This is a genomic window from Bradyrhizobium sp. KBS0727, assembly GCF_005937885.2.
In the GTDB taxonomy this organism is placed as follows: domain Bacteria; phylum Pseudomonadota; class Alphaproteobacteria; order Rhizobiales; family Xanthobacteraceae; genus Bradyrhizobium.
Window position 1 is genome coordinate 4,579,198 of record NZ_CP042176.1, and the last position, 25,555, is coordinate 4,604,752.

27 protein-coding genes and 1 pseudogene are annotated in these 25,555 nt (G+C 63.2%); 16 read left to right on the top strand and 12 right to left on the bottom strand.

Annotated features, from left to right (window positions below):
- Position 1: 1 nt before the first annotated feature.
- Positions 2–946: an alpha-E domain-containing protein gene (locus FFI89_RS21505; protein WP_138829641.1), complete on the top strand. Its 945-nt coding sequence runs from the start codon at positions 2–4 to the stop codon at positions 944–946.
- Between the two features lie 160 nt (positions 947–1,106).
- Positions 1,107–1,943 carry a transglutaminase family protein gene (locus FFI89_RS21510; RefSeq protein ID WP_138829642.1) on the top strand — a complete coding sequence of 279 codons (837 nt, stop codon included), beginning with the start codon at positions 1,107–1,109 and terminating at the stop codon, positions 1,941–1,943.
- Positions 1,944–2,070: 127 nt separating this feature from the next.
- Here the strand turns inward: FFI89_RS21510 and FFI89_RS21515 are convergent, their stop codons facing one another.
- Positions 2,071–3,684, bottom strand: a complete 1,614-nt coding sequence (locus tag FFI89_RS21515) for an ABC transporter substrate-binding protein (RefSeq protein ID WP_246669215.1) — start codon at positions 3,682–3,684, stop codon at positions 2,071–2,073.
- A 70-nt stretch (positions 3,685–3,754) separates the two neighbouring features.
- Here FFI89_RS21515 and FFI89_RS21520 point away from each other — a divergent pair, with 70 nt between their 5' ends.
- Complete coding sequence (locus FFI89_RS21520; RefSeq protein ID WP_138829643.1) at positions 3,755–4,567, top strand: class I SAM-dependent methyltransferase; 813 nt, start codon at positions 3,755–3,757, stop codon at positions 4,565–4,567.
- A gap of 14 nt (positions 4,568–4,581) precedes the next feature.
- On the opposite strand, the gene FFI89_RS21525 is transcribed toward FFI89_RS21520, so the two are convergent.
- The gene (locus tag FFI89_RS21525) at positions 4,582–4,971 is read right to left on the bottom strand and encodes a tetratricopeptide repeat protein (protein ID WP_138829644.1); all 390 of its coding nucleotides are present in this window, start codon (positions 4,969–4,971) and stop codon (positions 4,582–4,584) included.
- A gap of 137 nt (positions 4,972–5,108) precedes the next feature.
- On the opposite strand from FFI89_RS21525, the gene FFI89_RS21530 reads away from it, so the two are divergent.
- Positions 5,109–5,867 (top strand): proteasome-type protease, encoded by a 759-nt coding sequence (locus FFI89_RS21530; protein ID WP_074815222.1) that lies wholly within the window; start codon positions 5,109–5,111, stop codon positions 5,865–5,867.
- 13 nt (positions 5,868–5,880) lie between these two features.
- On the top strand, positions 5,881–6,645 hold the full coding sequence (locus FFI89_RS21535; RefSeq protein ID WP_138829645.1) for an SDR family oxidoreductase: 765 nt from the start codon (positions 5,881–5,883) through the stop codon (positions 6,643–6,645).
- A gap of 144 nt (positions 6,646–6,789) precedes the next feature.
- On the opposite strand, the gene FFI89_RS21540 is transcribed toward FFI89_RS21535, so the two are convergent.
- The gene (locus tag FFI89_RS21540; RefSeq protein ID WP_138829646.1) at positions 6,790–8,013 is read right to left on the bottom strand and encodes an MFS transporter; all 1,224 of its coding nucleotides are present in this window, start codon (positions 8,011–8,013) and stop codon (positions 6,790–6,792) included.
- A 114-nt stretch (positions 8,014–8,127) separates the two neighbouring features.
- Here FFI89_RS21540 and FFI89_RS21545 point away from each other — a divergent pair, with 114 nt between their 5' ends.
- A complete protein-coding gene (locus FFI89_RS21545; protein ID WP_138829647.1) occupies positions 8,128–9,381 on the top strand; it encodes a NupC/NupG family nucleoside CNT transporter in 1,254 nt (417 codons plus the stop codon).
- An 86-nt stretch (positions 9,382–9,467) separates the two neighbouring features.
- On the opposite strand, the gene FFI89_RS21550 is transcribed toward FFI89_RS21545, so the two are convergent.
- Together FFI89_RS21550 and FFI89_RS21555 are read right to left on the bottom strand one after the other, a co-directional pair.
- The gene (locus FFI89_RS21550) at positions 9,468–10,013 is read right to left on the bottom strand and encodes a cupin domain-containing protein (RefSeq protein WP_138829648.1); all 546 of its coding nucleotides are present in this window, start codon (positions 10,011–10,013) and stop codon (positions 9,468–9,470) included.
- 179 nt (positions 10,014–10,192) lie between these two features.
- Entirely contained in the window at positions 10,193–10,480 is a 288-nt protein-coding gene (locus tag FFI89_RS21555; protein ID WP_138829649.1) for an usg protein, read from the bottom strand.
- Positions 10,481–10,858: 378 nt separating this feature from the next.
- Here FFI89_RS21555 and FFI89_RS21560 point away from each other — a divergent pair, with 378 nt between their 5' ends.
- The 5 genes from FFI89_RS21560 to FFI89_RS21580 all read left to right on the top strand — a co-directional run bounded on the left by FFI89_RS21560 (position 10,859) and on the right by FFI89_RS21580 (position 14,457).
- Complete coding sequence (locus tag FFI89_RS21560; RefSeq protein WP_027539690.1) at positions 10,859–11,176, top strand: co-chaperone GroES; 318 nt, start codon at positions 10,859–10,861, stop codon at positions 11,174–11,176.
- 89 nt (positions 11,177–11,265) lie between these two features.
- Entirely contained in the window at positions 11,266–12,909 is a 1,644-nt protein-coding gene (gene groL, locus FFI89_RS21565; protein WP_138829650.1) for a chaperonin GroEL, read from the top strand.
- Between the two features lie 408 nt (positions 12,910–13,317).
- Positions 13,318–13,770: a phasin family protein gene (locus tag FFI89_RS21570; protein ID WP_246669216.1), complete on the top strand. Its 453-nt coding sequence runs from the start codon at positions 13,318–13,320 to the stop codon at positions 13,768–13,770.
- A 211-nt stretch (positions 13,771–13,981) separates the two neighbouring features.
- Positions 13,982–14,194 carry a hypothetical protein gene (locus FFI89_RS21575; protein ID WP_138829651.1) on the top strand — a complete coding sequence of 71 codons (213 nt, stop codon included), beginning with the start codon at positions 13,982–13,984 and terminating at the stop codon, positions 14,192–14,194.
- A 41-nt stretch (positions 14,195–14,235) separates the two neighbouring features.
- Complete coding sequence (locus tag FFI89_RS21580; protein WP_138829652.1) at positions 14,236–14,457, top strand: hypothetical protein; 222 nt, start codon at positions 14,236–14,238, stop codon at positions 14,455–14,457.
- Positions 14,458–14,541: 84 nt separating this feature from the next.
- Here FFI89_RS21580 and FFI89_RS21585 read toward each other — a convergent pair whose 3' ends face one another.
- Positions 14,542–15,321: a Crp/Fnr family transcriptional regulator gene (locus tag FFI89_RS21585; RefSeq protein ID WP_138829653.1), complete on the bottom strand. Its 780-nt coding sequence runs from the start codon at positions 15,319–15,321 to the stop codon at positions 14,542–14,544.
- A 367-nt stretch (positions 15,322–15,688) separates the two neighbouring features.
- Here FFI89_RS21585 and FFI89_RS21590 point away from each other — a divergent pair.
- From FFI89_RS21590 to FFI89_RS21600, 3 genes and pseudogenes are all read left to right on the top strand, one after another.
- Positions 15,689–16,033: pseudogene (locus FFI89_RS21590) on the top strand (TCP-1/cpn60 chaperonin family protein); the annotation flags it as partial.
- Between the two features lie 233 nt (positions 16,034–16,266).
- Positions 16,267–16,863: a cysteine hydrolase family protein gene (locus FFI89_RS21595; protein WP_138829654.1), complete on the top strand. Its 597-nt coding sequence runs from the start codon at positions 16,267–16,269 to the stop codon at positions 16,861–16,863.
- Between the two features lie 25 nt (positions 16,864–16,888).
- A complete protein-coding gene (locus FFI89_RS21600; protein WP_138829655.1) occupies positions 16,889–17,518 on the top strand; it encodes a glutathione S-transferase family protein in 630 nt (209 codons plus the stop codon).
- A 28-nt stretch (positions 17,519–17,546) separates the two neighbouring features.
- Here FFI89_RS21600 and FFI89_RS21605 read toward each other — a convergent pair whose 3' ends face one another.
- The 5 genes from FFI89_RS21605 to FFI89_RS21625 all read right to left on the bottom strand — a co-directional run bounded on the left by FFI89_RS21605 (position 17,547) and on the right by FFI89_RS21625 (position 22,701).
- Positions 17,547–18,737 carry a tlde1 domain-containing protein gene (locus tag FFI89_RS21605; protein ID WP_371721501.1) on the bottom strand — a complete coding sequence of 397 codons (1,191 nt, stop codon included), beginning with the start codon at positions 18,735–18,737 and terminating at the stop codon, positions 17,547–17,549.
- 277 nt (positions 18,738–19,014) lie between these two features.
- Entirely contained in the window at positions 19,015–20,508 is a 1,494-nt protein-coding gene (locus FFI89_RS21610) for a glycosyltransferase family 39 protein (RefSeq protein ID WP_138829656.1), read from the bottom strand.
- A gap of 109 nt (positions 20,509–20,617) precedes the next feature.
- Positions 20,618–21,751 carry a glycosyltransferase family 2 protein gene (locus FFI89_RS21615; RefSeq protein ID WP_138829657.1) on the bottom strand — a complete coding sequence of 378 codons (1,134 nt, stop codon included), beginning with the start codon at positions 21,749–21,751 and terminating at the stop codon, positions 20,618–20,620.
- 308 nt (positions 21,752–22,059) lie between these two features.
- Positions 22,060–22,260 carry a hypothetical protein gene (locus FFI89_RS21620; RefSeq protein ID WP_138829658.1) on the bottom strand — a complete coding sequence of 67 codons (201 nt, stop codon included), beginning with the start codon at positions 22,258–22,260 and terminating at the stop codon, positions 22,060–22,062.
- 81 nt (positions 22,261–22,341) lie between these two features.
- On the bottom strand, positions 22,342–22,701 hold the full coding sequence (locus FFI89_RS21625) for a hypothetical protein (RefSeq protein ID WP_371721504.1): 360 nt from the start codon (positions 22,699–22,701) through the stop codon (positions 22,342–22,344).
- A 216-nt stretch (positions 22,702–22,917) separates the two neighbouring features.
- Here FFI89_RS21625 and FFI89_RS34965 point away from each other — a divergent pair, with 216 nt between their 5' ends.
- Together FFI89_RS34965 and FFI89_RS21635 are read left to right on the top strand one after the other, a co-directional pair.
- Positions 22,918–23,481: a phasin family protein gene (locus FFI89_RS34965; protein ID WP_246669217.1), complete on the top strand. Its 564-nt coding sequence runs from the start codon at positions 22,918–22,920 to the stop codon at positions 23,479–23,481.
- 184 nt (positions 23,482–23,665) lie between these two features.
- Complete coding sequence (locus FFI89_RS21635; protein WP_138829660.1) at positions 23,666–24,502, top strand: DUF72 domain-containing protein; 837 nt, start codon at positions 23,666–23,668, stop codon at positions 24,500–24,502.
- Between the two features lie 4 nt (positions 24,503–24,506).
- Here the strand turns inward: FFI89_RS21635 and FFI89_RS21640 are convergent, their stop codons facing one another.
- Positions 24,507–25,478 (bottom strand): tripartite tricarboxylate transporter substrate binding protein, encoded by a 972-nt coding sequence (locus FFI89_RS21640; RefSeq protein ID WP_138829661.1) that lies wholly within the window; start codon positions 25,476–25,478, stop codon positions 24,507–24,509.
- Positions 25,479–25,555: the final 77 nt, after the last annotated feature.

The window sequence follows — 25,555 nt, forward strand, 5'->3', positions numbered from 1 at the left end:
GATGCTGTCGCGCACCGCCGAAAACCTGTACTGGCTGGCCCGCTATGTCGAGCGGGCGGAATATCTCGCGCGCACGATCGACGCGACCTTGCGCGTCACCGCGCTGCCCGCCGCCTATATCGGCAAGACCAACGAGTGGGACTCCGCACTCCTCACGGCCGGCGTCAGCGCCAGCTTCTATGAGGCCTATCAGGAGGCCAACGAGCAGAACGTCGTCGAATATCTGGCGTTCTCGCCGTCCAACCCGTCCTCGATCAAGAACTGCATCGAGGCCGCCCGGCTCAATTCACGCTCGGTCCGCACCGCGCTGACCAGCGAGATGTGGGACACCATCAACTCGGCCTGGATCGAATTGCAGGAAGTCTGGGGCAAAGGCACCTCGACCCGCGAGGAACTGGCAAAGTTCCTGCGCTTCGTGCAGGAGACCTCGCTGCGGTTCGACGGTTCGGCCTACCGGACCATGCTGCGCAACGACGCCTACTGGTTCTCGCGGCTCGGCCTGCATCTGGAGCGCGCCGACAACACCGCGCGCATTCTCGACGTCAAGTATCACGTGCTGTTGCCCGAGGAGGAGCATGTCGGCGGCCCCCTGGATTACTATCAGTGGACCTCGATCCTTCGCTCGGTGTCGGCACTGACGGCCTATCACTGGGTCTACCGCGAGACGCTGAAACCCTGGCTGATTGCCGATTTGCTGATCCTGAACGATACGCTGCCGCGGTCGCTGGCGAGCTGCTACAGCAACCTGGTGCGCAACCTCGACCAGATCGGCGTTGCCTATGGCCGCCAGGGCGCCTCCCAGCGCCACGCCCGCGGCGTCCGCAACCGGCTGGAACACAGCCATATGGACGACATCTTCCAGCACGGCGTCCATGAATTCATCCAGGAATTCATCTCGGATAACGCTCGGCTCGGCGAAATCATCACCAGGCAATATTTGATCTGACGGGTTAAGTTACGCGCACTTAAATTACGTCATGGTCGGGCTTGTCCCGGCCACCCACGTCTGCTTTGAGAAGGGCGTGGATGCCCGGGACATCTGGCGTGAAGACACGCTTCGCGCTAATGCCCGGACATCACGATCCCAACCTCATCCTGGTCCAGCCATGCGCCTGCGAATTGCCCATTCCACCAGCTATCGCTACGAGCCTCCGGCCACCGGCGTGATCCAGATCCTGCGCCTGACGCCCGGCAGCCATGACGGGCAGTATGTCGCCGAGTGGAACGTCGACGTCTCGACCGATTCCCGGCTCGACACCCATGAGGATGCGTTCGGCAATGTCACCCATGTGCTAACGCACGGGCCGATCTCGGACCTCACCATCCACGTCGAGGGCCTGATCGAGACCCACGACACCGGCGGCGTGCTGCGCGGAACCGACGAGCGGTTCCCGCCGGGCCTGTTCCTGCGCTCGACCGCGCTGACGGAAGTCAATCCGGCGATGGCGACCTTCGCCCGCGAGCTGCGCTCGGAATCTGACGGCGATATCCTCGGCTTCCTGCATGCGCTGATGGTGCAGATCAACGAGCACATGACGTTCGACGAGGATCCCACCAACAGCGGAACCTCGGCGGCGGAAGCCTTCGCGCTCAAGCGCGGCGTGTGCCAGGACTATGCGCATATCTTCATCGCCTGCGCCCGCTCCGGCGGCGTGCCGGCGCGGTTCGTGTCCGGCCATTTCCTCCGCTCCGACGGCACCGTGAACCAGCAGGCCGGCCACGCCTGGGCGGAGGCCTATGTCGCGGATCTCGGCTGGGTCGGCTTCGATGCCGCCAACGGCATCTGCACCACCGACGCCCACGCTCGCGTCGCAATCGGGCTGGACTACCTCGGCGCCGCCCCGGTGCGCGGCACCCGCTACGGCGGCGGCACCGAGACGCTGACGGTTGCGGTCAAGGTCGACCAGGCCGGGCGCTCGGGACAGTGGCAGAGCCAGTCGTAGGATTTTCACCAATGTCATTCCGGGATGGTGCGCAAGCACCAGACCCGGAATCTCGAGATTCCCCGATGCGCAATTGCGCATCTGAGGTTCGATGCTGCGCATCGCCCCGGAATGACGGTGAATACATTCATCGATCCAGCCACACATCCTCGAAGCGCAAATTATTGTACTGGCTGTTGTCGTGCGGCTTGAAATTCTTCACGTAAGGCTGCCAGCAATTGCCGGCCGAGCTGTGCAGGATGATCGGCCGCGCCGCGTCCTCGACGAGGATGCGCTCGACCTCCCAGACCAGCTTGGTGCGCTTGGCCCTGTCGAGCTCGCGTGATTGCTCGGCCAAAAGCCGATCGATGTCGGCATTGCAGTACTGGGTATAGTTCCGCTCGGACTTGCACGAATAGTTCTCGACGATGTTGCCGTCGGGATCGTCGACGCTGACGCCGGTGACGTTGAGGCCGATCGTATAGTCCTTCTTCGCGAGCCGCGCATACCATCGCGGGGTGTCGAGGATGTCGAGTTCGCCGACGATGTAGATCTTCTTGAGCTGGTCGGCGACGATGACCGCGGGATCGCGATAGGTCGGCAGGTTGCGCGTCTGGATCTTGATCGATAGCGGCTTGGTGTCGCTATAGCCGAGCTTCTGCATGATCGCCTGCGCCTCGGCGATGTTCTTGTCGGTGTCGGGACCGTATCCGGTCAGCGTCGACACCATTTCCGGCGGCATGCCCCACTCGCCCTCCGGCTTCGCCAGCATGGCGCCGCCGAGCCGCGCCGTCCCTTCCATCAAAATCGAATTGAAGGCCTTGCGGTCCAGTGCCAGCGACATCGCCTTGCGAATGTCCGGATTGTCGAACGGCGGATTGACGCGATTGACCATCAGGTTGATCTGCGTTCCCGTCGTGATGCTCTCGCAGATCGCATTCGGCGCGCGGGCCTTCATGTCCTTCATCAGGGGAATACTGACGTCGGACGGAAACGTGATGTCGTAGTCGCCGGTCGCGAAAGCCAGCATCCGCGTGGCGCGGTTGTCGATGGTCCGCACGCTGATCTCGTCGAGATAGGGGCGGTCCTTCTTGAAGTAATCGGGGTTGCGCACCAGCCGGATCGAATCGCCACGCTTGAATTCGACGAACTTGAACGGACCGGTGCCAACAGGCTTGGTGCGCATCACCTGCTGCGGAACGTGGCAGGGGTAAACCGCCGAGAAAGCGCTGGCGAGCAACACCGGCAGGCTCGGCTGCGGCTCGCTCAATTCGAAGGTTGCCTCGTAATCGCCGTTGACGCTGACATCCTGCAACTTCGTGTACCAGACTTTTCGCGGGTTGCGATGGAAGTCGGACGCAGCGCCCTTGCCGATCAGCATCCGCCAGGTGCACTGCACGTCCTTGGCGGTGAAGGGCTGGCCGTCATGCCACTTCACGCCCTGCCGGAGTTTGAAGGTCAATTTGGTGTTGGTCGGATCCCAGGACCAGCTTTCCGCCAGATCCGGGATCACCGTGTCGATATTCTCGTGCGTCTTCGCCGGATCGAACACGACCAGATTGTTGAAGATCGCCGCGAACGGCATCACCGAGGCGATGGTCGATTCCTCGAGCAACGAGGTCGAGGGCGGGTTGTCGTTGTGATAGAGCCGCAGCGTGCCGCCCTTTTTTTGCGCGGCGGCGGGACTTGCAGCGCTCAGTGCGATGCACAACAGCGCGATCGGCGCGACGACGAATTGGCCCGGCAACTTCGTGGCGCGCACGATAACCTCCCCGATTGTTTTCTTTTTGTATAGAACTGCTGTCTATCGAAGGCAATTCGGGAGCGCGACGATGTCGGAAAGCGACAAGGCATTCACCGGTTCGATCCCTGAAAACTACGATCGCTACATGGTTCCCCTGATCTTCGAGAGCTATGCGCAGGATATGGCGCAAAGGGCCGCCGCGCTTGCACCCAAAGCCGTGCTGGAAACCGCCGCCGGCAGCGGCGTGGTGACGCGCGCGCTTGCGGCGACACTTTCAGCCGATGCCCGCTATGTCGCGACCGATCTCAATCAGTCGATGCTCGATTATGCCGCCACGCGGCAAAACGCCGACAGCCGGATCAGTTGGCGACAGGCGGACGCGCAGGCGCTGCCGTTCGAGGACGGTGCTTTCGATCTCGTCTGTTGCCAGTTCGGCATGATGTTCCTCCCCGATCGCCCCTCGGGCTACCGGGAGGCCCGGCGGGTGCTGAAACCGGGCGGAAATTTTCTCTTCAATGTCTGGGATCGCATCGAGGAAAACATCTTCGCCGATGACGTCACCAACGCGCTGGCGACGTTCTTTCCCGACGACCCGCCCCGCTTCATGGCGAGGACGCCGCATGGTTACCACGACATCACCTTGATCCGCAGCGACCTCGCCAAAGCCGGTTTTTCCAACGTCACGATCGAGACACGGGAGGCCGTGAGCCGCGCGGCATCGCCACTGCATGCCGCGACGGCCTATTGCCAGGGCACGCCATTGCGCAACGAGATCGAGGCCAGAGGCCCGGATCGCCTGCAGGCTGCCACCGACCATGCCGCGGCCGCGATCGCGCAACGACATGGTTCAGGCGAAGTCGCCGCCAAGATCCAGGCCCACGTCATTCAGGCCAAGGTCTGATCGGCCGCTCCGGATCAATATTCGCAGTTGCGATAGTCCGAGGCTTCGCAGCTCTGCATCATCGCTTCGGCCTGCGACATCTCCGCCGGCGTCATGGCCGCGGAGACCTCGTGCAGCTCCGCCTTGGCGGCGGTGTCGCCGCGCTTGGCGGCAAAGCTGAACCACATGAAGGCGCGGGCCAGGTTGCGCGGCACTCCCTCACCCCTGCGGTACATCACCCCCATCACGCCCTGCGCCTTGGGGTTGCCCGCTTCCGCGAGCGGGCGAAACAGCCGGATCGCCGGCATGTAGTCGCCGCGGTTATACGCCACCATGCCGTCTTCCAAGGGACCGGCCACGGCGCTAGACGCGACGAAAAGACAGGCTGCCACGACACCGCCACCGATTACATCCCATGTCCGCATGACTGCCTCGCTCAGGATTCAGGTTGCCTTTTTTACTCGCCGGAAGCCTGCCTCGCCACAGGGAATTGGGGTTGGACGGTGGGTCGAAATTGGCTACTAGTTGCCCGCCGGTAATTCGGACGGTTCGGGGATCTGGAATGACCTATTGCTGCGGAGTGCTGGTACGGGACGGTCTGGTGATGATCGCGGATACCCGCACCAATGCCGGCCTCGACAACGTCTCGACGTTTCGCAAGCTCCATATCTTCAGTAAGCCCGGCGAGCGCATCATGGCGATCGCCAGCGCCGGGAATCTGGCGATCAGCCAGTCCGTGCTCTCGACGCTGACGGAAGGGCTGGAAGACCCGCACACCGGCGAGATCGAGACCCTGATGAACGCGCCCACCATGTTCCAGGCGGCGCAGCGCATCGGCCGCGCCATCCGCAACGTGCACGCCACCGAAGGCGAGGCATTGAAGTCGGAAGACGTCTCCTTCGACGTGTCGTTTCTGTTCGGCGGCCAGATCAAGGGCTCCAAGATGCGGCTGTTCATGGTCTACACCGCCGGCAATTTCATCGAATGCACCACCGACACGCCGTATCTGCAGATCGGCGAGCACAAATACGGCAAGCCGGTGCTCGACCGCGCCATGCATTACGACGTCGAACTGTATGAGGCGCTGAAGACCAGCCTGATCTCGATGGACTCGACGATGCGCTCCAACCTCGGCGTCGGCCTTCCGATCGACGTGCTGGTGGTGCGCACCGACGCCTGCGAGGCCGATCTCAACCACCGTATCGAGGCCGGCGAACCCTATTTCCACGACCTGCGCTCGCGCTGGTCGGCGGCGCTGCGCGCGGCGCACCAGAATATTCCAAGACCACCCTACAAGACCGAAACAGAAACAAAAAACTGAAGGCGAGGAAACAATGGCCGAGGCAGCAAACAAGATCGCAGTCGTCACCGGTGCAGGCACCGGAGTCGGACGCGCGGCATCGCTGGCGCTGATGAATGCCGGCTTCACCGTGGTGCTCGCCGGGCGCCGCCTGGAGATGCTGGAAGAAACCAGGAAGCTCGGCGACAACATCGGCAAGAGCCTGAGCGTGTCCGCCGACATGACCAGCCCCGCCTCGATCGCGGCGCTGTTTGCCAAGGTGATGGAGACCTACGGCCGGCTCGACGTGCTCTTCAACAATGCCGGCATGGGCGCGCCGCCCGTCAATTTCGAGGATCTCACGCTCGAGCAGTGGCAGGCGGTGGTGAACACCAACCTCACCGGACCGTTCCTGTGCACCCAGCACGCCTTCCGCATCATGAAGGACCAGAACCCGCGCGGCGGCCGCATCATCAACAACGGTTCGATCTCGGCGCATGCGCCGCGGCCGTACTCCGCGGCCTATACCTCGACCAAGCACGCCATTACCGGCCTGACCAAGGCCAGTAACCTCGATGGCCGCAAGTACGACATCGCGGTCGGCCAGGTCGACATCGGCAATGCCGCAACGCCGATGACCGATCGCATGGTCGCCGGCCCCGGCGTGATGCAGCCCGATGGCACGATGAAGCAGGAGCCGCGCATGGACGCCAAGGCGGTCGGCGATGCCGTGGCCTACATGGCGAGCCTGCCGCTCGACGCCAACGTGCTGTTCATGACGGTCATGGCGAGCAAGATGCCGTTCGTGGGACGGGGCTGATCTCGCTGCGAGTCTCGCGCGCTCTCAAACCCTCATGGTGAGGAGGCGCCTCTTGGCGCCGTCTCGAACCATGCGGCCCCGCCCGTGGCCTCATCCTTCGAGACGCGCTTCGCGCTCCTCAGGATGAGGTTCGCGATGTGCTCCCTACTCCAGCCGTTCCACATCCCGCAGCGTCGGGAACAGCTTCATCCATAGCAATGCAATGGCGATGGTGCCGACGCCGCCGAGTACGGCGGCCGGGACGGCGCCGAACAGCGCCGCGGTGATGCCGCTCTCGAACTGGCCGAGCTGGTTCGAGGCGTTGATGAACAGGAAATTCACCGCGCCGACCCGGCCGCGCATTTCGTCGGGTGTCGCGAGCTGTACCAGCGAGAAGCGAATGACCACGCTGATGGTGTCGGCGGCGCCCAGAATCGCCAGCGACAGCACCGACAGCCACATCCAGTGCGACAGCGCGAACACCACGGTCGCCGCGCCGAACACGATGACAGCCTGAAACATCCGCATGCCGACGCGGTGGTTGATGGTGTGGTGAGCCAGGAACGCCGTCATCAGCAGCGCGCCGACCGCGGGCGCGGCGCGCAGGATACCGAGGCCGAGCGGGCCGGTTTGCAGGATATCGCGCGCGTAGATCGGCAGCAGCGCCGTCGCGCCGCCCAGCAGCACGGCGAACAGGTCCAGCGAGATGGTTCCGAGGATCGACGGATTGTTGCGGACGAAACGAACGCCGGCAAACAGATCGTCCGGCGTCGCCGGATCCCTGACGGCCGCCGGCTGCGCCAGACGGATCAACCCGATGCCAACAGCCGCAAACAAGCCGAACGCACCCATGATCCCGTAGGCGGCGCTGGGTGCGAAAGCATAGGCAAGGCCGCCCAGCGCCGGACCGGTGATGGTGGCAATCTGTGCTGCGCCGCTTGAGATCGCGGTCGCCCGCTGCAGCGAGCCTTGCGGCGCGATCAACGGCAGCAATGCCGCCAGCGCCGGGCTTTCAAAGGCGCCGACGATCCCGAGCACAAACGTCGCGATGAAGATGTGCGTCACCGTGAGCCAGCCGCCGAAGGCGCCGAGCGCGAGAAACAGCGCCGTCAGCGCCTCGACGACCTCGCAGACCTGCACGACGCGCCGGCGCTCGTAACGATCAGCGGCGTGTCCCGCCACAAACAGCAACAGCGCGGTGGGCAGAAATTGGACCAGCCCGATCATGCCGAGATCGAAGGCGCTGCCGGTCATGTCGTAGACCTGCCAGCCGATGGCTACCGCCCCGATCTGGCTGGCGAAGCGCGAAAAGCTGCGCGACAGCAGAAACAGCAGGAACGATCTGTGCTTGAGCAGATCGCCGGCACCGACGGGCGGAATCGAAGACATGATTGAGCGGTGGCCGACGCGATCACCGTTGTCAATGGCCGCGAAGGACATGCGCAACAGCATTGCACTTTAAAGCGGGCCCCTGCCATAATCACGCGAGGGGGCTTTGGGATCATGCTGCAATTGCAATCGGCGTTCGGCGTGCTGGCGTTGCTGGCGCTGGCCTGGGCGCTCGGCGAAAACCGCCGCGCGGTCTCGTTGCGGCAAATGGCTGTTGGCCTTGTGGTCACGATCCTGACCGCGCTGGTGCTGATCAAGCTGCCGCCGGTGGCAAAAGCGTTCGGCGCCATCAACGATGCCGTCAGCACGATCGCGGCCGCCTCCCGCGCCGGCACTTCTTTTGTATTCGGCTATCTCGGCGGCGGCGCACTGCCGTTCGATCTCAAGGCGCCCGGCGCGGATTTCATCCTGGCGTTCCAGGCGCTGCCGATCATTCTGGTGATGAGCGTGCTGACGACGCTGCTGTTCTACTGGCGCGTGCTGCCGCCGATTGTGCGCGGCATGGCCTGGGTGCTGGAGCGCACGCTCGGCGTCGGTGGCGCGGTCGGGCTTTCCACCGCCGCCAACATCTTCCTCGGCATGGTCGAGGCGCCGCTGTTCATCCGACCCTATCTTGCACAACTGACCCGCAGCGAATTGTTTCTGGTGATGACCGGCGGCATGGCCGGGATCGCCGGCACCGTGCTGGTGCTGTACGCCACGCTGCTGGCGCCATTGATCCCCGACGCCGCCGCGCATTTCGTCATCGCTTCCGTGCTCGGCGCGCCGGCCGCTATCCTGATCAGCCTGATCATGGTGCCGGAAACGTCCGACCAGCGCACCGGCGGGTCGCTGGCGGACCCCGACCTGCACGCGAGCAGCACGATGGATGCGATCGTCAAGGGCACCACCTCAGGCCTCGAACTGCTGCTCAACATCATCGCGATGCTGCTGGTGCTGGTGGCGCTGGTCTATCTCGCCAATGCCATCCTCGGCCTGCTGCCCGAGATCGGCGGCGCCAACATTTCGCTGCAGCGGCTACTCGGCTATCTGATGGCGCCGGTGTGCTGGCTGATGGGCCTGCCGTGGCCGCAGGCGGTCACCGCGGGAAGCCTGATGGGCACCAAGACCGTGCTCAACGAACTGATCGCCTATGTCGACCTGTCAAAGCTCGGCACCGAGGCGCTCGATCCGCGCTCGCGGTTGATCATGCTGTATGCGATGTGCGGCTTTGCCAACTTCGCCAGCCTCGGCATCATGATTGGCGGCCTCGGCACCATGGCGCCGGGCCGCCGCGACGAGATCAATGCGCTCGGGCTGAAGTCGATCGTCTCGGGCACGCTGACGACCTGCCTGATGGGCGCGATCGTGGGGGTGATGACGCCCTAGCCGTCATTCCGGGATGGTCCGAAGGACCAGACCCGGAATCTCGAGATTCCGGGTTCGCTTCGCGCCCCGGAATGACGGCTCACTAATCAGCTCGACAACTCCACCGTCTTGAACTCCGCCGGCAGGATCACTTCCAGCAGTTCGACGTCGTCGGAATAATCCATGATCAGGTGCTTGATGCGCGGCGGCTGGGTCCAGGCGCTGCCTTCTTTCATCAGCGTCTCGCCCTGGCCTTCCATGTAGGTCTTCACCCAGCCCTTGAGCACATAGACCATCTGGAATTCGACGTCGTGGTAATGCAGTTTTGAGACTTCCGCCGGATTGCACGGTCCGATCAGCCGGATCACGTGCGCCTGCGCCAGACCGTGGCTCGCATCTGATATGCCGAGGTCGCGATACATGGCATAGGTACGCAGGCCGTCGGCTTTAAAATCTTCTTCGCGGTGATGGCTGATGGCGATGCGCTGCTTCGGCCGCGCCTTTGACTTCACCGTCTTCTTGACCGCGGGCACGCCCCTCGCCTTGGACTTGACGGTCTTGCGCGCGGTGGATTTGGCGGATGCCTTGTGGCCCGCCCATTTCTTCTTCACCGCGGTTTTGGCGGCGGCTCTTGATGTCGTTTTCTTGGCCATTGGTGCCTCCCGTATGTTGGTGACCGGAGGCTAACACAGAATGGATTTCGTAGGGTGGGTTAGGCGACTTGTCCGCCGTAGCTCAACGAGCGAAGGCGGAAGCCGTAACCCACCATTTGATGCGACGGCCAAGAGGGTGGGTTACGCTTGCGCTAACCCACCCCACGCATCTCGCTAGATCAATGCAGCCTGAACACGCCGTCGACGGCGCGCAGCTCGGCCGGCTTGATCAGCTTGGAATGCGCGACCGTGACGGAGTACAGCGGACCGTCGAGCTTTTCCTGCCAGAAGGCGAGGAAATCCTTCAGCGCCGGAAATTTCGGAAACAGATCGTAGTTCTGCCAGACATAGGTCTGCAGCAACGAGGGATGATCCGGCATCCGATACAGAATTTGCGCCGTCGTCAGCCCGTAACCCAGCACCTGCTTCCGGAAATCGTCGGAAACAACCCCAACCCGCGAGACCATGCCAACCTCCATTGGTGGAAGCGCATTTCACGTGGTGGCCGCACCGAGCCACCCCGGCGGAGATGCGCTCACATGAGAGAAATGTGACGCACGATACCAACCCATCACAAGCCTAAATGTTTAACGATCTGTTGAAAAAGTTCGCGTTAGCAGCAGCTTACCGCACGTGCTAATACGGGGTCGGACGCTTCGTTTGGCCAATTAAGGATGATTAACAAAATTGGCAGGCGTCACATTTGAGTGCCAAATTTTCTGCTAGAAGCCCTTGTTCCCCGCACAAGACTGGCTTATCTCCAGCCCAGCCGAGCTAGCACTCGCTGGCACGGACTGCCAAAATTCCAGAATCTGACAACATCTTCATAAACTTAGGAGGACTGCATGAAATTCCGTCCGCTTCACGACCGCGTTGTGGTCAAGCGCATCGACGCTGAAGAGAAGACCGCTGGCGGCATCATCATTCCGGACAGCGCCAAGGAAAAGCCGTCGCAGGGCGAAATCACCGCCGTGGGCCCGGGTGGCCGTGACGAAGCTGGCAAGCTGATCCCGATCGACCTCAAGGTCGGCGATCGCGTTCTGTTCGGCAAGTGGTCGGGCACCGAGGTCAAGCTCGACGGCCAGGAACTGCTGATCATGAAGGAAAGCGACATCATGGGCGTCCTCACCGACGTTCCCGCGACCAAGAAGAAGGCCGCCTAAGCTTTACCCGCACACGCTCACCCTGAGGGGCGCCTGCGAGGCGCCTCCCCAAAGGGTGAGACCCAGACATCAACTCAGGGAAATCAAATATGTCAGCTAAAGAAGTCAAATTCGGCGTCGATGCCCGCGACCGCATGCTGCGCGGCGTCGAGATTCTCGCCAACGCCGTCAAGGTGACGCTCGGCCCGAAGGGCCGCAACGTCGTGCTCGACAAGTCGTTCGGCGCTCCCCGCATCACCAAGGACGGCGTCACTGTCGCCAAGGAGATCGAGCTCGAGGACAAGTTCGAGAACATGGGCGCGCAGATGGTGCGCGAAGTCGCTTCCAAGTCGGCCGATGCGGCCGGCGACGGCACCACCACCGCGACCGTGCTCGCGGCTGCGATCGTCCGTGAAGGCGCCAAGTCGGTTGCCGCCGGCATGAACCCGATGGATCTGAAGCGCGGTATCGACCTGGCTGTGGAAGCCGTGGTCGCCGACCTCGTCAAGAACTCCAAGAAGGTCACCTCGAACGAGGAAATCGCCCAGGTCGGCACCATCTCCGCCAACGGCGACGCCGAAATCGGCAAGTTCCTCGCCGACGCCATGAAGAAGGTCGGCAACGAGGGCGTCATCACGGTTGAAGAAGCCAAGTCGCTCGAGACCGAACTCGACGTCGTCGAAGGCATGCAGTTCGACCGTGGCTACATCTCGCCCTACTTCGTCACCAACGCCGACAAGATGCGCGTCGAATTCGACGATGCCTACATCCTGATCAACGAGAAGAAGCTCTCCAACCTGAACGAACTGCTGCCGCTGCTCGAAGCCGTGGTGCAGACCGGCAAGCCGCTGGTGATCGTGGCCGAAGACGTCGAAGGCGAAGCTCTCGCCACCCTCGTCGTCAACCGTCTGCGTGGCGGCCTGAAGGTTGCGGCCGTCAAGGCTCCGGGCTTCGGCGATCGCCGCAAGGCCATGCTGCAGGACATCGCAGTGCTGACCGGCGGCCAGGCGATCTCGGAAGATCTCGGTATCAAGATGGAGAACGTCACCCTGCAGATGCTCGGTCGCGCCAAGAAGGTGATGATCGACAAGGAAAACACCACCATCGTCAACGGCGCCGGCAAGAAGGCCGACATCGAGGCGCGCGTTCAGCAGATCAAGGCGCAGATCGAGGAAACCACCTCGGACTACGACCGTGAGAAGCTGCAGGAGCGTCTGGCCAAGCTCGCGGGCGGCGTCGCGGTGATCCGCGTCGGCGGCGCGACCGAAGTCGAAGTCAAGGAGCGCAAGGATCGCGTTGATGACGCGATGCATGCGACCCGTGCGGCGGTTGAAGAAGGCATCGTGCCGGGCGGCGGCGTCGCCCTGCTGCGCGCCTCCGAGCAGCTCAAGCGCATCAAGACCGCCAACGACGACCAGAAGACCGGCGTCGAGATCGTGCGCAAGGCGCTGTCCGCGCCGGCCCGCCAGATCGCGATCAACGCAGGCGAAGACGGTTCCGTCATCGTCGGCAAGATCCTCGAGAAGGAGCAGTACAACTACGGCTTCGACTCGCAGACCGGCGAATACGGCAACCTGGTCTCCAAGGGCATCATCGACCCGACCAAGGTGGTTCGCGCGGCGATCCAGAACGCGGCCTCCGTCGCGGCTCTCTTGATCACCACCGAAGCCATGATCGCCGAACTGCCCAAGAAGGGCGGCGCAGGCGCAGGCGGCATGCCCCCCGGCGGCGGCATGGGCGGCATGGACTTCTGATCCAGCCACTCAAGCAACAGCCCAAGAAGTGCAAAACCCCGGCAGCGATGCCGGGTTTTTGTTTGGGGCGGACGACGTGAACGGCCGCCACAACGCAGTGAATGCCAAAGTTTCACTTGCAACGCTACGCTGAAGAAGAAGCTTTGTGCTCCTCAGGATATTTACTGTTATGCACAGGATCACCCCGTAAATATACGTTGGTTTGTATTGACAATCTCGAAAAAAATTGACGCGAGAGTCGCAAACCGAACCGACAGTCCCGTTTCTCCCGGCGCAGACTAGTGTCGGGGCTGATCAAAGCTCATCCAAAACCGATCGAACACGGAGCGTGAGTTCTCGTGACGCTAGCGAGCGTCGCGGGGAATGCTTTCGCTTGAGAAAGGTAATGCTCCTATGAGTGAAAACGAAATGAAAGTCACGCCAAACGGAACGAATGTTTTCGGGATGCCGTTGTTGGACTTCTCGAAGCTCGCCTTGCCCGGGGTGGTCGGCGAGCTCGCCGAGCAGGGCTACGCCCGCGCGCGGGAAGGCTGCGAGAAGATCAAGGCCGGGTCGCAGGAGATGGCGGAAGCGCTGCGCGAGACCTATTCGAGCAATGCCAGAAGCGCGACCGACTACGGGCTCAAGATGTTCGAAATCTCAAACGCCAATGCCGCATCCGCGCTCGATTTCTGGGTCCACCTTTTCGGCAGCAAGTCAGCTACCGATGCCCTTGCCTTGTCCGCGGCGCAAGCGCGCAAGGCGTTCGAAACCGCATCCGACCAGAACAAGGAATTGTGGGCGCTTGCCCAGACGCTTGCGACGGAAACCGGTGAGCCGATCAGGAAGCACCTTACGAAGGTTCTCCACCAGGCCGGCTAAAAGCGCGCCCTATTCATGTCCATGACTGGTTTGAGGAGGGATCCGGCCGGTTGGAACAAGCCCAGGCGAGCATGCAGCCCCCTACCGGCCAATGCTCGATCAAACAAGGTGCGCGATGCCCCCCAAGTGACCGCACCGACAAGAGGCGCACTCCAACCGGCCGGTGCTTTTCTGGAAGACAATAAATACCAAACGCAAGGGAGGGTGAAAAATGGGTATGGTCATGGTCAAGTGTCCGCAAACCGGACACGCGATTCCCACCGGCATCAAGACTGATCGCGAGAGCTTTGGGCGCCGCGCGGTGTTTTTCTCGCGCACCCGTTGCCCGATCTGTCGCACCGATCACGCGTGGTTTGCGCGGGAAGCCTGGGTCGACGAGCCGAGCATCCCGGGGCGGCATCGCAGCGCCGGCTCCCCGGCGTAATCGTCGACACGATCAAGCGATAATCGCGATGGAGGGACACCATGGCGCGCCTGCAAATCCCAGATGAAACGTCCACTTGGCTGCTGCAGGCCAAGGACTTTCTGGACCAAGCACGACGGCTGAAGCCGGGCCCTGGGCGCAACGAGCTGCGCCAGACGGCGAAGGTGCTGCGCGAGCTTGCCAAACACGAGGCGGCATCCGAGTCAGCACTCGAACGTGATTGGCGGCAGAGAACCCGGTCGGGCAGAGGGTCCGCTCCTTGATGGGGCTTTCCTGGAACGCCGCAGCGGCAAGTCGCGGCGTGGAAGCTTAAGACGTGGAGGTCAAGAGGTCGCGCGGAAACGCGCTCACATTGCATCGCCCGGTTCAATTTCTGGGATGCGCCCGTCTTCGCGCAGAACCGCCGCGCGCGATTGCGCCGAATTCATCGAGAAAATCTCCTCGACTTCGAGACGCATGACGCTGTGGCATTCGCACGCTGCCGCCGCGAGCCGCGCTCGGTCGATCTCGATCAGGCCTCGTCGATCGGACCTGATCGCTCCGCGCGCGCGCAGATTGCGCATCAGGAGCGTTACCGTCGTGCGGCGCACACCGAGTATTTGCGACAGCGCCTGCTGGGTGAGCGGGAGCACATCATGGTCGACGCGGTCGCTAAGCTGGAGCAGCCAGCGAGCCATGCGAGCTTCGACCGGGTGCAGCGCATTACAGGCCGAACCGAGTTGGAACTGTATCAACATCGCCCTGATGTGGGTTTGGACCGCACTCCGGATCGCGGGACTGCGGCTGAAGGCGGCGTGAAATCGCGATGCAGGAATCCGGGCAGCGGTGCCCGCCGCACGAACGACCGCGGTAATGGCCGAAGGTGACGACCCGAGCACCGAAAGCGTGCCAACTGCCCCCTCACGTCCAATTACGGCCGTGGCAACCGTGCGTCCGTCCGCCATGTCGATCATCAGTGAGATGGCGCCGCTGTGAGGGAAGAAGACGTACTCGATATCGTCACCCGCCCGTGAAAGGACCGCGTCCTGACCGAGCGCGATCACCTCAAGCTCGGGCCCCAGCAGATCGAGGTCCGATGCCGACAATGCTGCAAGAAGGCGATTGCCCGTTCCGCCGCGAGGTGTCACTGCGGGGAACTCGCGATGACGCGTCCGCAGCGTTCTCCATTTGGAGTGTCGCGGAACAGCCGTATTAACATAAATTTCTTTCTCTACGCGCACTCACACAAATACGCTCTCGCTCTATCAACAAACAACAAACTCCAAACACCCGGCAGCGAGGTAGACTCTCTGCTCGCACTCTCTGCCCGCAGAGTCGAGAGAAATTAGATGCAAAATGGGCCGCCAGACGCAACCGTAAAATACGCATGGATAACACCGTAAGACTGCGGAAGATGCGGTTCCAATTCCGGCGCACGGCAAAGCTGCTCTCGATTGACGAGGCTGTTCCGCTCTTAAACTACGGCCGTCGCTTCTCCGCGATGAGCGGCGCTCCCAAGACCAGAAGACCGGCGTCGAGATCGTGCGCAAGGCGCTGTCCGCGCCGGCCCGCCAGATCGCGATCAACGCGGGCGAAGACGGTTCCGTCATCGTCGGCAAGATCCTCGAGAAGGAGCAGTATAACTACGGCTTCGACTCGCAGACCGGCGAATACGGCAACCTGGTCTCCAAGGGCATCATCGACCCGACCAAGGTGGTTCGCGCGGCGATCCAGAACGCGGCCTCCGTCGCGGCTCTCTTGATCACCACCGAAGCCATGATCGCCGAACTGCCCAAGAAGGGCGGCGCAGGCGCAGGCGACATGCCCCCCGGCGGCGGCATGGGCGGCATGGACTTCTAAGTCCAGCCACTCAGGCAACAGCCCAAGAAGTGCAAAACCCCGGCAGCGATGCCGGGGTTTTTGTTTGATAAATTCTCCACCCCTCGTCATTCAGGGTGTGCGAAGCGCGAGCTAGTCGCGCGGCATCTCCGATCCCTGCAGTATCGCAGCCACCAGCTGCAATATCCCTGCACTTGCGCAGGAGCCTCCCGCGCTATACCGGCCTGAAGAAATTCAGACCCGGAGATCCGCGAATGGCCGCCCCCAAAACCCTGCTCGAGCTTTCCGGCGCCGACCTCAGGCCGCCGCGCCTGCGCGACGCCGCGCTGGTCATGATCGACCTGCAGAACGAATATCTGGCGGGGCCGATCGCCCTGCCCGATGCGCAGAGCGCAATCGCCAGCGCCGCGCAACTGTTGGCGCGGGCGCGCGAGGCCGGCGCGCGGATCTTTCATATCGCCCACAAGGGACGTCCCGGCGGGCTGTTCGATCGCACGACCGAGCGCGGCGCGATCGTGTCCGCGCTGGCGCCGCTGCCGGACGAGCCGGTCATCGAGAAGTGCTTGCCCAACGCGTTCGCCGGCACCGATCTGCAGGCGCAGCTCGCCGCCAGCGGTCACAAGGACATCGTGCTTGCCGGGCTGATGACGCATATGTGCGTCAGCTCCACCGCCCGCGCCGGGCTCGATCTCGGCTTCCGGATCACGGTCGATGCCGATAGCTGCGCCACGCGCGACCTCCCGGACGGACGCGGCGGGACGATCGCGGCCGCCACCATCCACGACATCGCGCTCGCCGAACTGTCCGACCGGTTCGCGATCATCGCCCGCGGCGGCAACGCGCTGGCCTGACCGCGCCAACCAGGGGAGCCTCACCATGCTGCAGCTTTACTTCTGGCCGATGGCTTGCTCGCTCGCCGCCCGCATCGCGTTGCTGGAAGCCGGCGTCGACGCGCGCTATCGCGTCGCCCATCTCTGGAACAAGAAGGTGCTGGACGACGACAGCGATTTCCGCGACGTCTCGCCGAAGGGCGCCGTGCCGGTGCTGGTCCTCGAAAACGGCGACCGGCTGACCGAGAACGCCGCGGTGCTGCAATACATCGCCGACCTCAGGCCCGAACTCGGACTGGCGCCGCCGCCGGGCGATCCCGATCGCTATCGGCTGCAGGAGTGGCTGAGTTTCGTCGGCACCGAAATCCACAAGGGCTTTCTGTTTCCGATGTACTGGTACAAGGACGACGCCGCAAAGGCCTTCCCGCGCGGACGGATCGGACAGAACGCGGCTGTGATCGCCGCGCATCTGGCCGACCGCGAATATCTCGTCGGCGACCGTTTTACGGTCGCGGACGCCTATCTCGGCTGGTCGCTGCTGCTGTTCGGGCACTGTGGCGTCGAGCTGGCGCAGTGGCCGTCGTTATCGGCCTATCTCGCGCGGATCCAGGCACGCCCCCATGTCAAGGCGGCGATCGGCATCGAGATGGAATTGCGCAAGACGGTGAAGATGTAGGCGACGGCGCGCGGGCTATTCGGCCCGCTCACTCCACCTTCGCCAGCACCGCGAGGCGCTTGATGCCCTGCTCGCGATAGGCGCGCAGGAAGGCATAGTAATCCTTGAACGACACGCAGCCGTTGGAATCGCCGTTCGGACCGAGCATGTAGGTGTGCGCCAGCAATCCGGAGCGGCCAAAGATCTTGTCTTCGCCGCCGATCGGATTGAGCCGCAGTGCCGGCACGCCGTGGAACAGCGCCTCGCGCGGCGTCAGCTCGTAGATGTGCGGCGGCGTCACGCCCTGCATCCGGACGTGCGAATAGCGCACATCGTCGAGCTTGGAGCCGAGGCCGGAATGCGCTTCCAGTTTGGTACCGTCGGGCAGATAGACCATGCGCGCCGAGATGTCATAGACCGCCGTCTGCTTGTCGTAGGGCGGCGATCCGCCGAGCATCGGGTTTTGCGCCCTGGTATCCGGCAGGCTGCCGGTGACACTGGCGTCGGCGGACGCATAAGACAGCAGCGACCCGCGCGAAGCTTGCTTGCCCCAAAGCTTTTCGACGATGGTCGGCTTGTCGTTGGAAGCAATCGACATCACCGCGGCCTTGGCGCGTTGCGCCATGTCACGCACCGTCGCTCCCGGCGTTTTGGCGGCGGGCTTGGCCTCGGCCTGCTTCGGCGCCGGCGCTGGAACGTTCAGTGCGACTTGGGCCGGCGGCGTTGCGGCTTCCTTCGACTTCGGCGCTTCCGCGAGTTTGGGCGTTTCGATTTTCTTCGGCGCCTCGGCGAGCTTCGGCGCATCGACGGGCTTTGCTATCTGATCGGCGCTCGGCGGCGATATCTCGGCGAGTCTGGTTGCTTCAACCGGCTGCGGGTCGACGCCCTGCGGGGCAGACGCTGCAAACCTTTCGTTAAACATAATCTGAGGTGACAGCGTTTCGGCGCGCGAACTTTGCGCCGCCGGATCGGACAATGCGGCCATCGCGCTGTTGGCGGCAGGCACCGCGGGCCGCGCAGCAGCGGCGACCGATCGCTTGACCACATGCGCATCAACCACCGCCGTGTTCATCGACGGGTAGATGCCGGCGCTCAATACGTTGCTGTAGACGGTCCACGCACAGCCCAGCACGAGGCCTGCAACCGCAACGCTGCCGAGGAAATGCTGGGGAATGATCTTGCGGGAGGATTTCCTGCGGCTGGAAGCCGCACGGCCATACGCACCGGTACTCATACTCATTTACACGCCGCCCACAACAATTCCACCAAGTCCTCTTTGATGTTGCGCCCGGAACTTCCCGGGCCGCATTTCGCAGAGGTGCGGAGCGTCATTAAGGCGAGTTTTAGTTAAATGCGGATTAAACCCGGGCGGTTCCGTGGCATGCCCAACCGCATGGAACTGTTGCGGAAATTACCTCCGTAGAGATGCGGGCAAATCACGATCTGGCCACATTCGACAACCGGTCGCAGGATACCGGAAATGTCGTGTGGTTTAGTCGCGTCGCACAAGCCCGCGGCTATTTCAGCTCCGGTGGCGGCGAGCGGTCGAACACCTCGCCTGTCGGCCGCTCCATTACATCGAGCGCATAGGTCTCGATCAATAGCGGGCCGCGTTTGCGCTTGATGTCCGCGACCTTATCGACGCGGGCGAACGCTTCCTTCAAGGAAGGCTGATCGACATCGCGCACATAGAGCAGTTTGCCGGCGAGCTGCGCCGCCGAAGGCTCGGGCATGTTGACCCAGCGGATGCGCTGGCTCTGCTGGGCAACGCAGGTGCCCTTCGGCAGATAGAAAGCGAGCCAGCCGGTGGTGCCGTAATCCGGCGCCAGCACGCAGGCGGCGCCGACGCGCGCCCGCACCGCCTCGATCTCGCTGGCGGTTTCGCGCCAGCCGACGCCGACGCTGCGTACCGTGGCATCGCGGCGATAACCCGACAGCAAGCCGGTATTGGCCTGCACGATCAGCAGCGCGAACACCACGGCGCCCCCTGGCGCCGCCCAGTGTCGGCAGAAGTCGACCACGCGCTGTTCGCGCGGCGCCCACTCGACAAGGTGCGCTGCGACCGCAGCCGCGATCGCAAAAGCCGGATAGACCGGCGCGAACCAGTTCGCCTCGACGCGGGCGTGCAGCGAATGCCAGACGAAATAGGCGACGATGGTCCAGAACATGGTGTTGACCAGCACACGCGCCGCCAGCGCGCCGGCCTGGCGTTGATACAACGCGTACAGCCCCATCGCGCCGAGGATCCACACCGCCGGCGTCGCGAACACGAACTGCGTCGGGATCAGTTCGGCGATGAAGACGGGGCGGAAATCCTCGATCCTGGCGCGGCCCATCTGCTTGATGAAGGAAACCCAGTGGTGATCGGCATTCCACCAAATGACCGGCGCAAACATCAGCACCGCCACGAGGCCGCCGAGATAGAGCCACGGCGAGATCAGCCAGTGCCGCAGTTTCGGAACGACGACGAGCCAAATCAGGATCGCCGGCCCGAAGAACAGCGCGGTGTATTTCGACAGCAGCGCGCAGCCGGCGGCAGCGCCAACCGCCAGCCACCATGCGCCGCGCCCGGTCTGCAGCACCTTGGCGAGCGCCAGCAGCACGAAGCTCGAAGCGACCAATAGCGGCGCGTCCGGCGTGACGATCATGGTGCCGACCGCCGCCATCAGCGTGACGTTGAGCAGGATCGCGGCCGTCGCCGCCACGCGCCGGCCGCCGAACAGGACCGACGTCGCCTCGTAGACCGCCCAGCTCATCGGCAGTGCCAGCAGGATCGAGACCAGCCGTACGCCGAGTTCGGTATCGCCCGCGATCAGCGTGCCGAGCCGGATCACCAGGGCAACCATCGGCGGATGATCGTAGTAGCCGCCGGCGAGATGCTTCGACCACATCCAGTAATAGGCTTCGTCGAAGGTGATCGGTGTGAAGGCGGCGGCCACCAGGCGCAGCGCCACCAGCGCCAGGATAATCAGAACCGTGTTGAGGACAGACCGCGCCTCGTTCGGGTTCATTTTGGCGCCTCATCGGCGCTGATTGAATCAGCGCCGGGCGCCAGCTTTTTGTTTTGACGCGTTTTCTTCACGCGAACCGGAAGGCCACTTCGCTCGAAAACGCTATGCATTATCTCTTCCGCCAGACGAACAGTCCGGACATGGCGTAGTTCCAGACCACGCCCATCAGCGCGCCGGCGGCGCCCGCGAGCCACCAGATCGGCTCCTGGTCGTAGACCGAGAAGGCGACGCCGACATTGGCGAACAGCCCGACGCTGCAGACCAGGTAGAACAGCAGCAGGCCGCGCAGGATGGCAAAGCCCTTCAGCCGCTGGTCGCGATAGGTCAGGAAATTGTTGAGGACGAAATTGCTGGTCATCGCGACCAGCGCGCCGGCGGCCTGCGCCTCTGGAAACGGCACGTTGAAGATTTCGAGCGCGATGAACAGCGTGGTCAGATGCACGATGAGGCCGATGGAGCCGACCATCGCAAACAGCAGGAAGCGCAGCGACACCACGTCGTGGGTCAGCTTCGCCAGCACCAAGCCGAGGAAGTCCAGCGCCACCATGGAATCGAGCTTGCTCTCGCCGTGCTGGCGCGAGCCGAACGTGAACGGCACCTCGATCGTGCGCAGCTTGCCTTGCGCGGTCGCGACGATGTCGAGCAGGATCTTGAAGCCTTGCGTCGAGAGCTGCGGCGCCAGTTGCTCGAACTTGTCGCGGCGGATCATGAAGAAACCGCTCATGGGGTCGGCGATCTCGACCTTCAGCACGCGCTTGGCGACTTCGGTTGCCAACTGGCTGGCGCCGGCACGGCTCTTGTTGAAACTGTCGGCGCTGCCGCCCTCGATATAGCGGCTGCCGACCACGAGTTCGGCCTCGCCGCGCTGCAGCAGCCCCACCATCTTCGGCAGTTGGGTTTCGTCGTGCTGCAAATCGGCGTCGATGACCGCCGCATAGGGCGCGCTCGATGCCAGAATGCCTTCGATGCAGGCGCCGGACAGGCCGCGCCGCCCGATCCGGCGGATGCAGCGGACGCGGGGATCCTGCCGCGCCAGCCCGCGCACCACTTCCCAGGTGCCGTCGGGCGAATTGTCGTCGACGAACACGACTTCCCAGGGGATGCCGGCCAGCGTGGCTTCCAGCCTCCGGTACAGCACCGTGACGTTGTCGCGCTCGTTGAAGGTGGGGACGACGACCGAAAGCTGCGGCAAACCGGCGGCCTGCGACAGCGATTCGGGGTCCGGTCTGATGGCATCATTCATGGGGCCAGCGTATATCCGCAGCCGCCAATGATGCCAAGGCGTGGGCTACGGGCTGGCTATTGATCGGGGGAAAACGGCCAAAATAGCCCGGCTTTTTGGTTTGACGCGTTTTCCTGACGCGAACCGGCGGCCACTTCGCCTGAAAATGCTCCAGAAATGCCAACGACCACGAACAGAGGGCGCGCGTACATCCGGCGCTGCCAGCCTATTCATGGTCGTCCCAGCGCCGGAGCTATGAAGCGTCGACGTCGCCGTTAAGTATTAACTGGAGATGCCCGGGGCGTTCCGCAAGGGGAACGGCCGGTATCCTATTGATTGGGCACTTCCCGAATCACCGGGCCGCGGGGAACCGGCGCCGCGGGGGCCGCCGGTACTGCCTGCCCCGGCTGAACGGCGGCCGGTTTGGCGGGCTTGCCGAACTGCCCGATCGGCCCGTAGGCGATCGCGACCACCAGCACAATTGACGCGATGATGGCGCCCAGAATACCCGCTATCGACTGAGAGTTCATACCCAACAATCCTCAACGCCCGACCAGGGATTGATATCACGGAAAACCGCCGCGGAGAAATAGGCCCCCGCCTCGCGATGGCTAATTCGCCGCGGCCTTGCGCCGCGCAAACGCCGTCACGATGTCCTTTTGCGCCAACGCGATGGCATTGTTGGCGGTCGTCATGTTGGCGCCCGCCTCATTGCTGGGGAATTGCAGTCCGAGAAAATCCACCAGTGCGACCCGGAAATTCTGCCGCTCCGACGGACAGGCGCTTGCGATCAGCGCGCCAAAATCCCGTTCCGAAAGACCGCGGTTGCTGTCGCGCGGAAATTCCCGGGCAAGGCAGTTCCAGTAGTCGTCACGCCCCGACACCGCCAGGCGATGCGCATCATCGGTCTCATCGGCCATCGCGACGGATGCCGTCATCGCAACCGTCAGGGTCAGCATGATCGCACGCATACCGCTCTCCCTTCGCAACAATCTCATGACTGCAGCGTCCTTTCTGAACATTTCCGGTGCAATCTACCGATATTTTGTGTGCAGTCCTGTCCGGCGGATGCCGCGCTCCCAAATGTCATCACGCCAGTGCCCTTCAACTGACAAGCAAGAACCGTGATTCCAGCGCAAACGTGGCGGAGCCTCAACCTTTGGTTTGACATTGAATAGGGGAACAAGATGTCGGGTACAGACGAGACCAAACCGGCGGCCAAGTCCGGACGACGCAACAAAAAGGGGGAAGCGAGGCGCCAGAAATCGAATTCACCGGAGAACCCGGCGCCGGTTGAAATGCAAACTCCGCAACGGGAACAAGAGCAGGCTCCCCAAGCGAACCAGCAGCCGGCCGTCAGCGAATCGCTTGAGGCCGTCGTCGCGGAAGCAATGGTCGCTGAGCCCGATGCCGTTTCGGCAGACGCCCCCTTGCCGGCCGATGCCCCCTCGCTGGCCGAACCTGCCACGGTCGAACCCGCGCCGGTCTCGTTGCAGACCATCGCCAATGCCTATCGCGACTACACACGGAAATCTTTCGAGGAGTTCGGGTCCTTTTTCGAGCAGCTCAGCGGCGCCCGCTCGCTCGACAAGGCGATGGAAGTTCAAACCGAATTCATGAAACGGGCCTACGAGAGCTCGGTTGCCGAGTCGCGGAAGATCCGCGAACTTCACAGCAAGCTTGCCAGGCAAACCCTCGAACCGTTTCAGGGCCTCGTCGGAAAGCCGCCCGAGAGCCACGGTAAATCCTGAACGCGTGACGCGATTGCCTTCGATGGCACCAAGCAAGAGGCTCCGGTTTTCCGGGGCCTTTTTTGTGCCGCGAGACTGCCGCGCACTGAGACCGCCGCGCAATTCCATCGGTTTCGTTCCCGGCGACAAACTGGCCAATCGGGGCCGATGTGGTTAAGATCGCACACCCCTCCTCTCGATCCCCATGAGCCCCTCCGTGAGCAAGCCTTCGAAACCGTCCGCCAACAGCAGCGGCAACATCTATGTCGGCGTCGGCGGCTGGACCTTCGAGCCGTGGCGCGGGGTGTTTTATCCGGAGAAGCTGACGCAGGCGAAGGAACTCGCCTATGCGGCGTCGAAGCTGACCTCGATCGAGATCAACGGGACTTACTATGGTTCGCAGAAGCCGGAGAGCTTTCGCAAATGGGCGCGCGAAGTGCCCGATGGTTTCGTGTTTTCGTTGAAGGGGCCGCGCTTCGCCACCAATCGCCGCGTGCTGGCGGAAGCCGGCGATTCGGTGAAACGGTTCTATGATTCCGGCGTGCTGGAACTCGGCGACCGGCTCGGTCCCGTGCTCTGGCAATTCGCGCCGACCAAGAAATTCGACGGGGCCGATTTCGGCAAGTTTCTCGAGCTGCTGCCGCGCAAACTCGACGGCCGCGCGCTGCGCCACGTGGTCGAGGTACGGCACGACAGTTTTGGCGTGTCCGAATTCATCGCGCTGCTGCGGCAGTTCGAGACGCCCGTGGTCTATGCCGAGCACGGCAAATATCCGGCGATCGCGGATATCGCCAGCGATTTCGTCTATGCGCGGCTACAGAAGGGCAATGACGAACTCAAGACCTGCTATCCGCCGAAACAGCTCGACGCTTGGGCAAAGCGGTTTAAGGTCTGGGCCTCAGGGAGCGAGCCCGACGACCTGCCCCGCGTCGATGGGACCAAGCCGAAGAAGACGCCGCGCGACGTGTTCGCCTACGTCATCCACGAGGGCAAGATCCGCGCGCCCGCAGGCGCGATGGAATTGATCGAACGGGTGAAGTGATCACCTAATCCAGCTTGATGCCGGCCTCGCGGATCAGCCTGGTCCAGCTTTCATATTCGGACGCGACGAATGCCTCGACCTTGTCGTCCGGCAGATCCCAGACTTCACCGCCGCTCTTCTCGAAGCGCTCCTTGAGTTCGGGCAAGGAGGCGCGGATATCGCGGCGGAGCCTTGCGATGACGTCCGGCGGGGTTTTGGCCGGAGCAAAGATGCCGAGCCACGAATCCACATCGAGGCCGGGCACGCCCGCTTCCGACATCGTCGGCACGTCGGGCGCCAGCGCGCTCCGCCTCGACGACAACACCGCGATGCCTCGCGCCTGCCCCGACTGCACGTAAGGAAGCCCCGCCGCCATCGAGTCGAAGAACAGGTCGATGCGGCCCGCCAGCAGATCGGTGAAGGCCGGCGGCGACCCCTTGTAGGGTACTTCGAGGAACTTGACGTCCGCCGCCTTCATGAATGCGGCCGCCACCAATTGCTGACCGGTGCCGACGCCGGCGGTCGCCACCGAAATCGAACCCGGATTGGCTTTCGCCGCCGCGACAAGGTCCTGCAGCTTCGCGTGCGGCAGATCCTTGCGGCCGACCATCACGTAACCGAATTTGTAGACCAGCGCGACCGGCACAAAATCCTTCCGGGGATCGTAGCCGAGCTTCGAATACAGCGCCGAATTGAATGCCATGTTGGAGAGGCCGCCGACCAGCAGCGTGTAGCCATCCGGCTCGCTCTGGCTTGCGGCCTGCGTGCCGACGACGGTTCCGGCGCCGGGCTTGTTCTCGACGACGAAGGCCTGTCCCATCCGCTTCGACAGCGCATCGGCAATGTGCCGCCCGACCAGGTCGTAACTGCCCCCGGGGGCGATCGGGACGATGATCTTCACGGGACGGTCGGGATAGCCGGTCTGCGCCTGCGCGGTCGCAACGCCGCAAGCGAGCAGCGCCAGCATCGATGCCAGCACGCGGCAAAATCGGTTCATCGTGTTTCCCCCGGCCAGACCGCCGTCAACGGACGGTTTTGACCGACTATGCGATACGCCGCACCCGGCCGCAACGC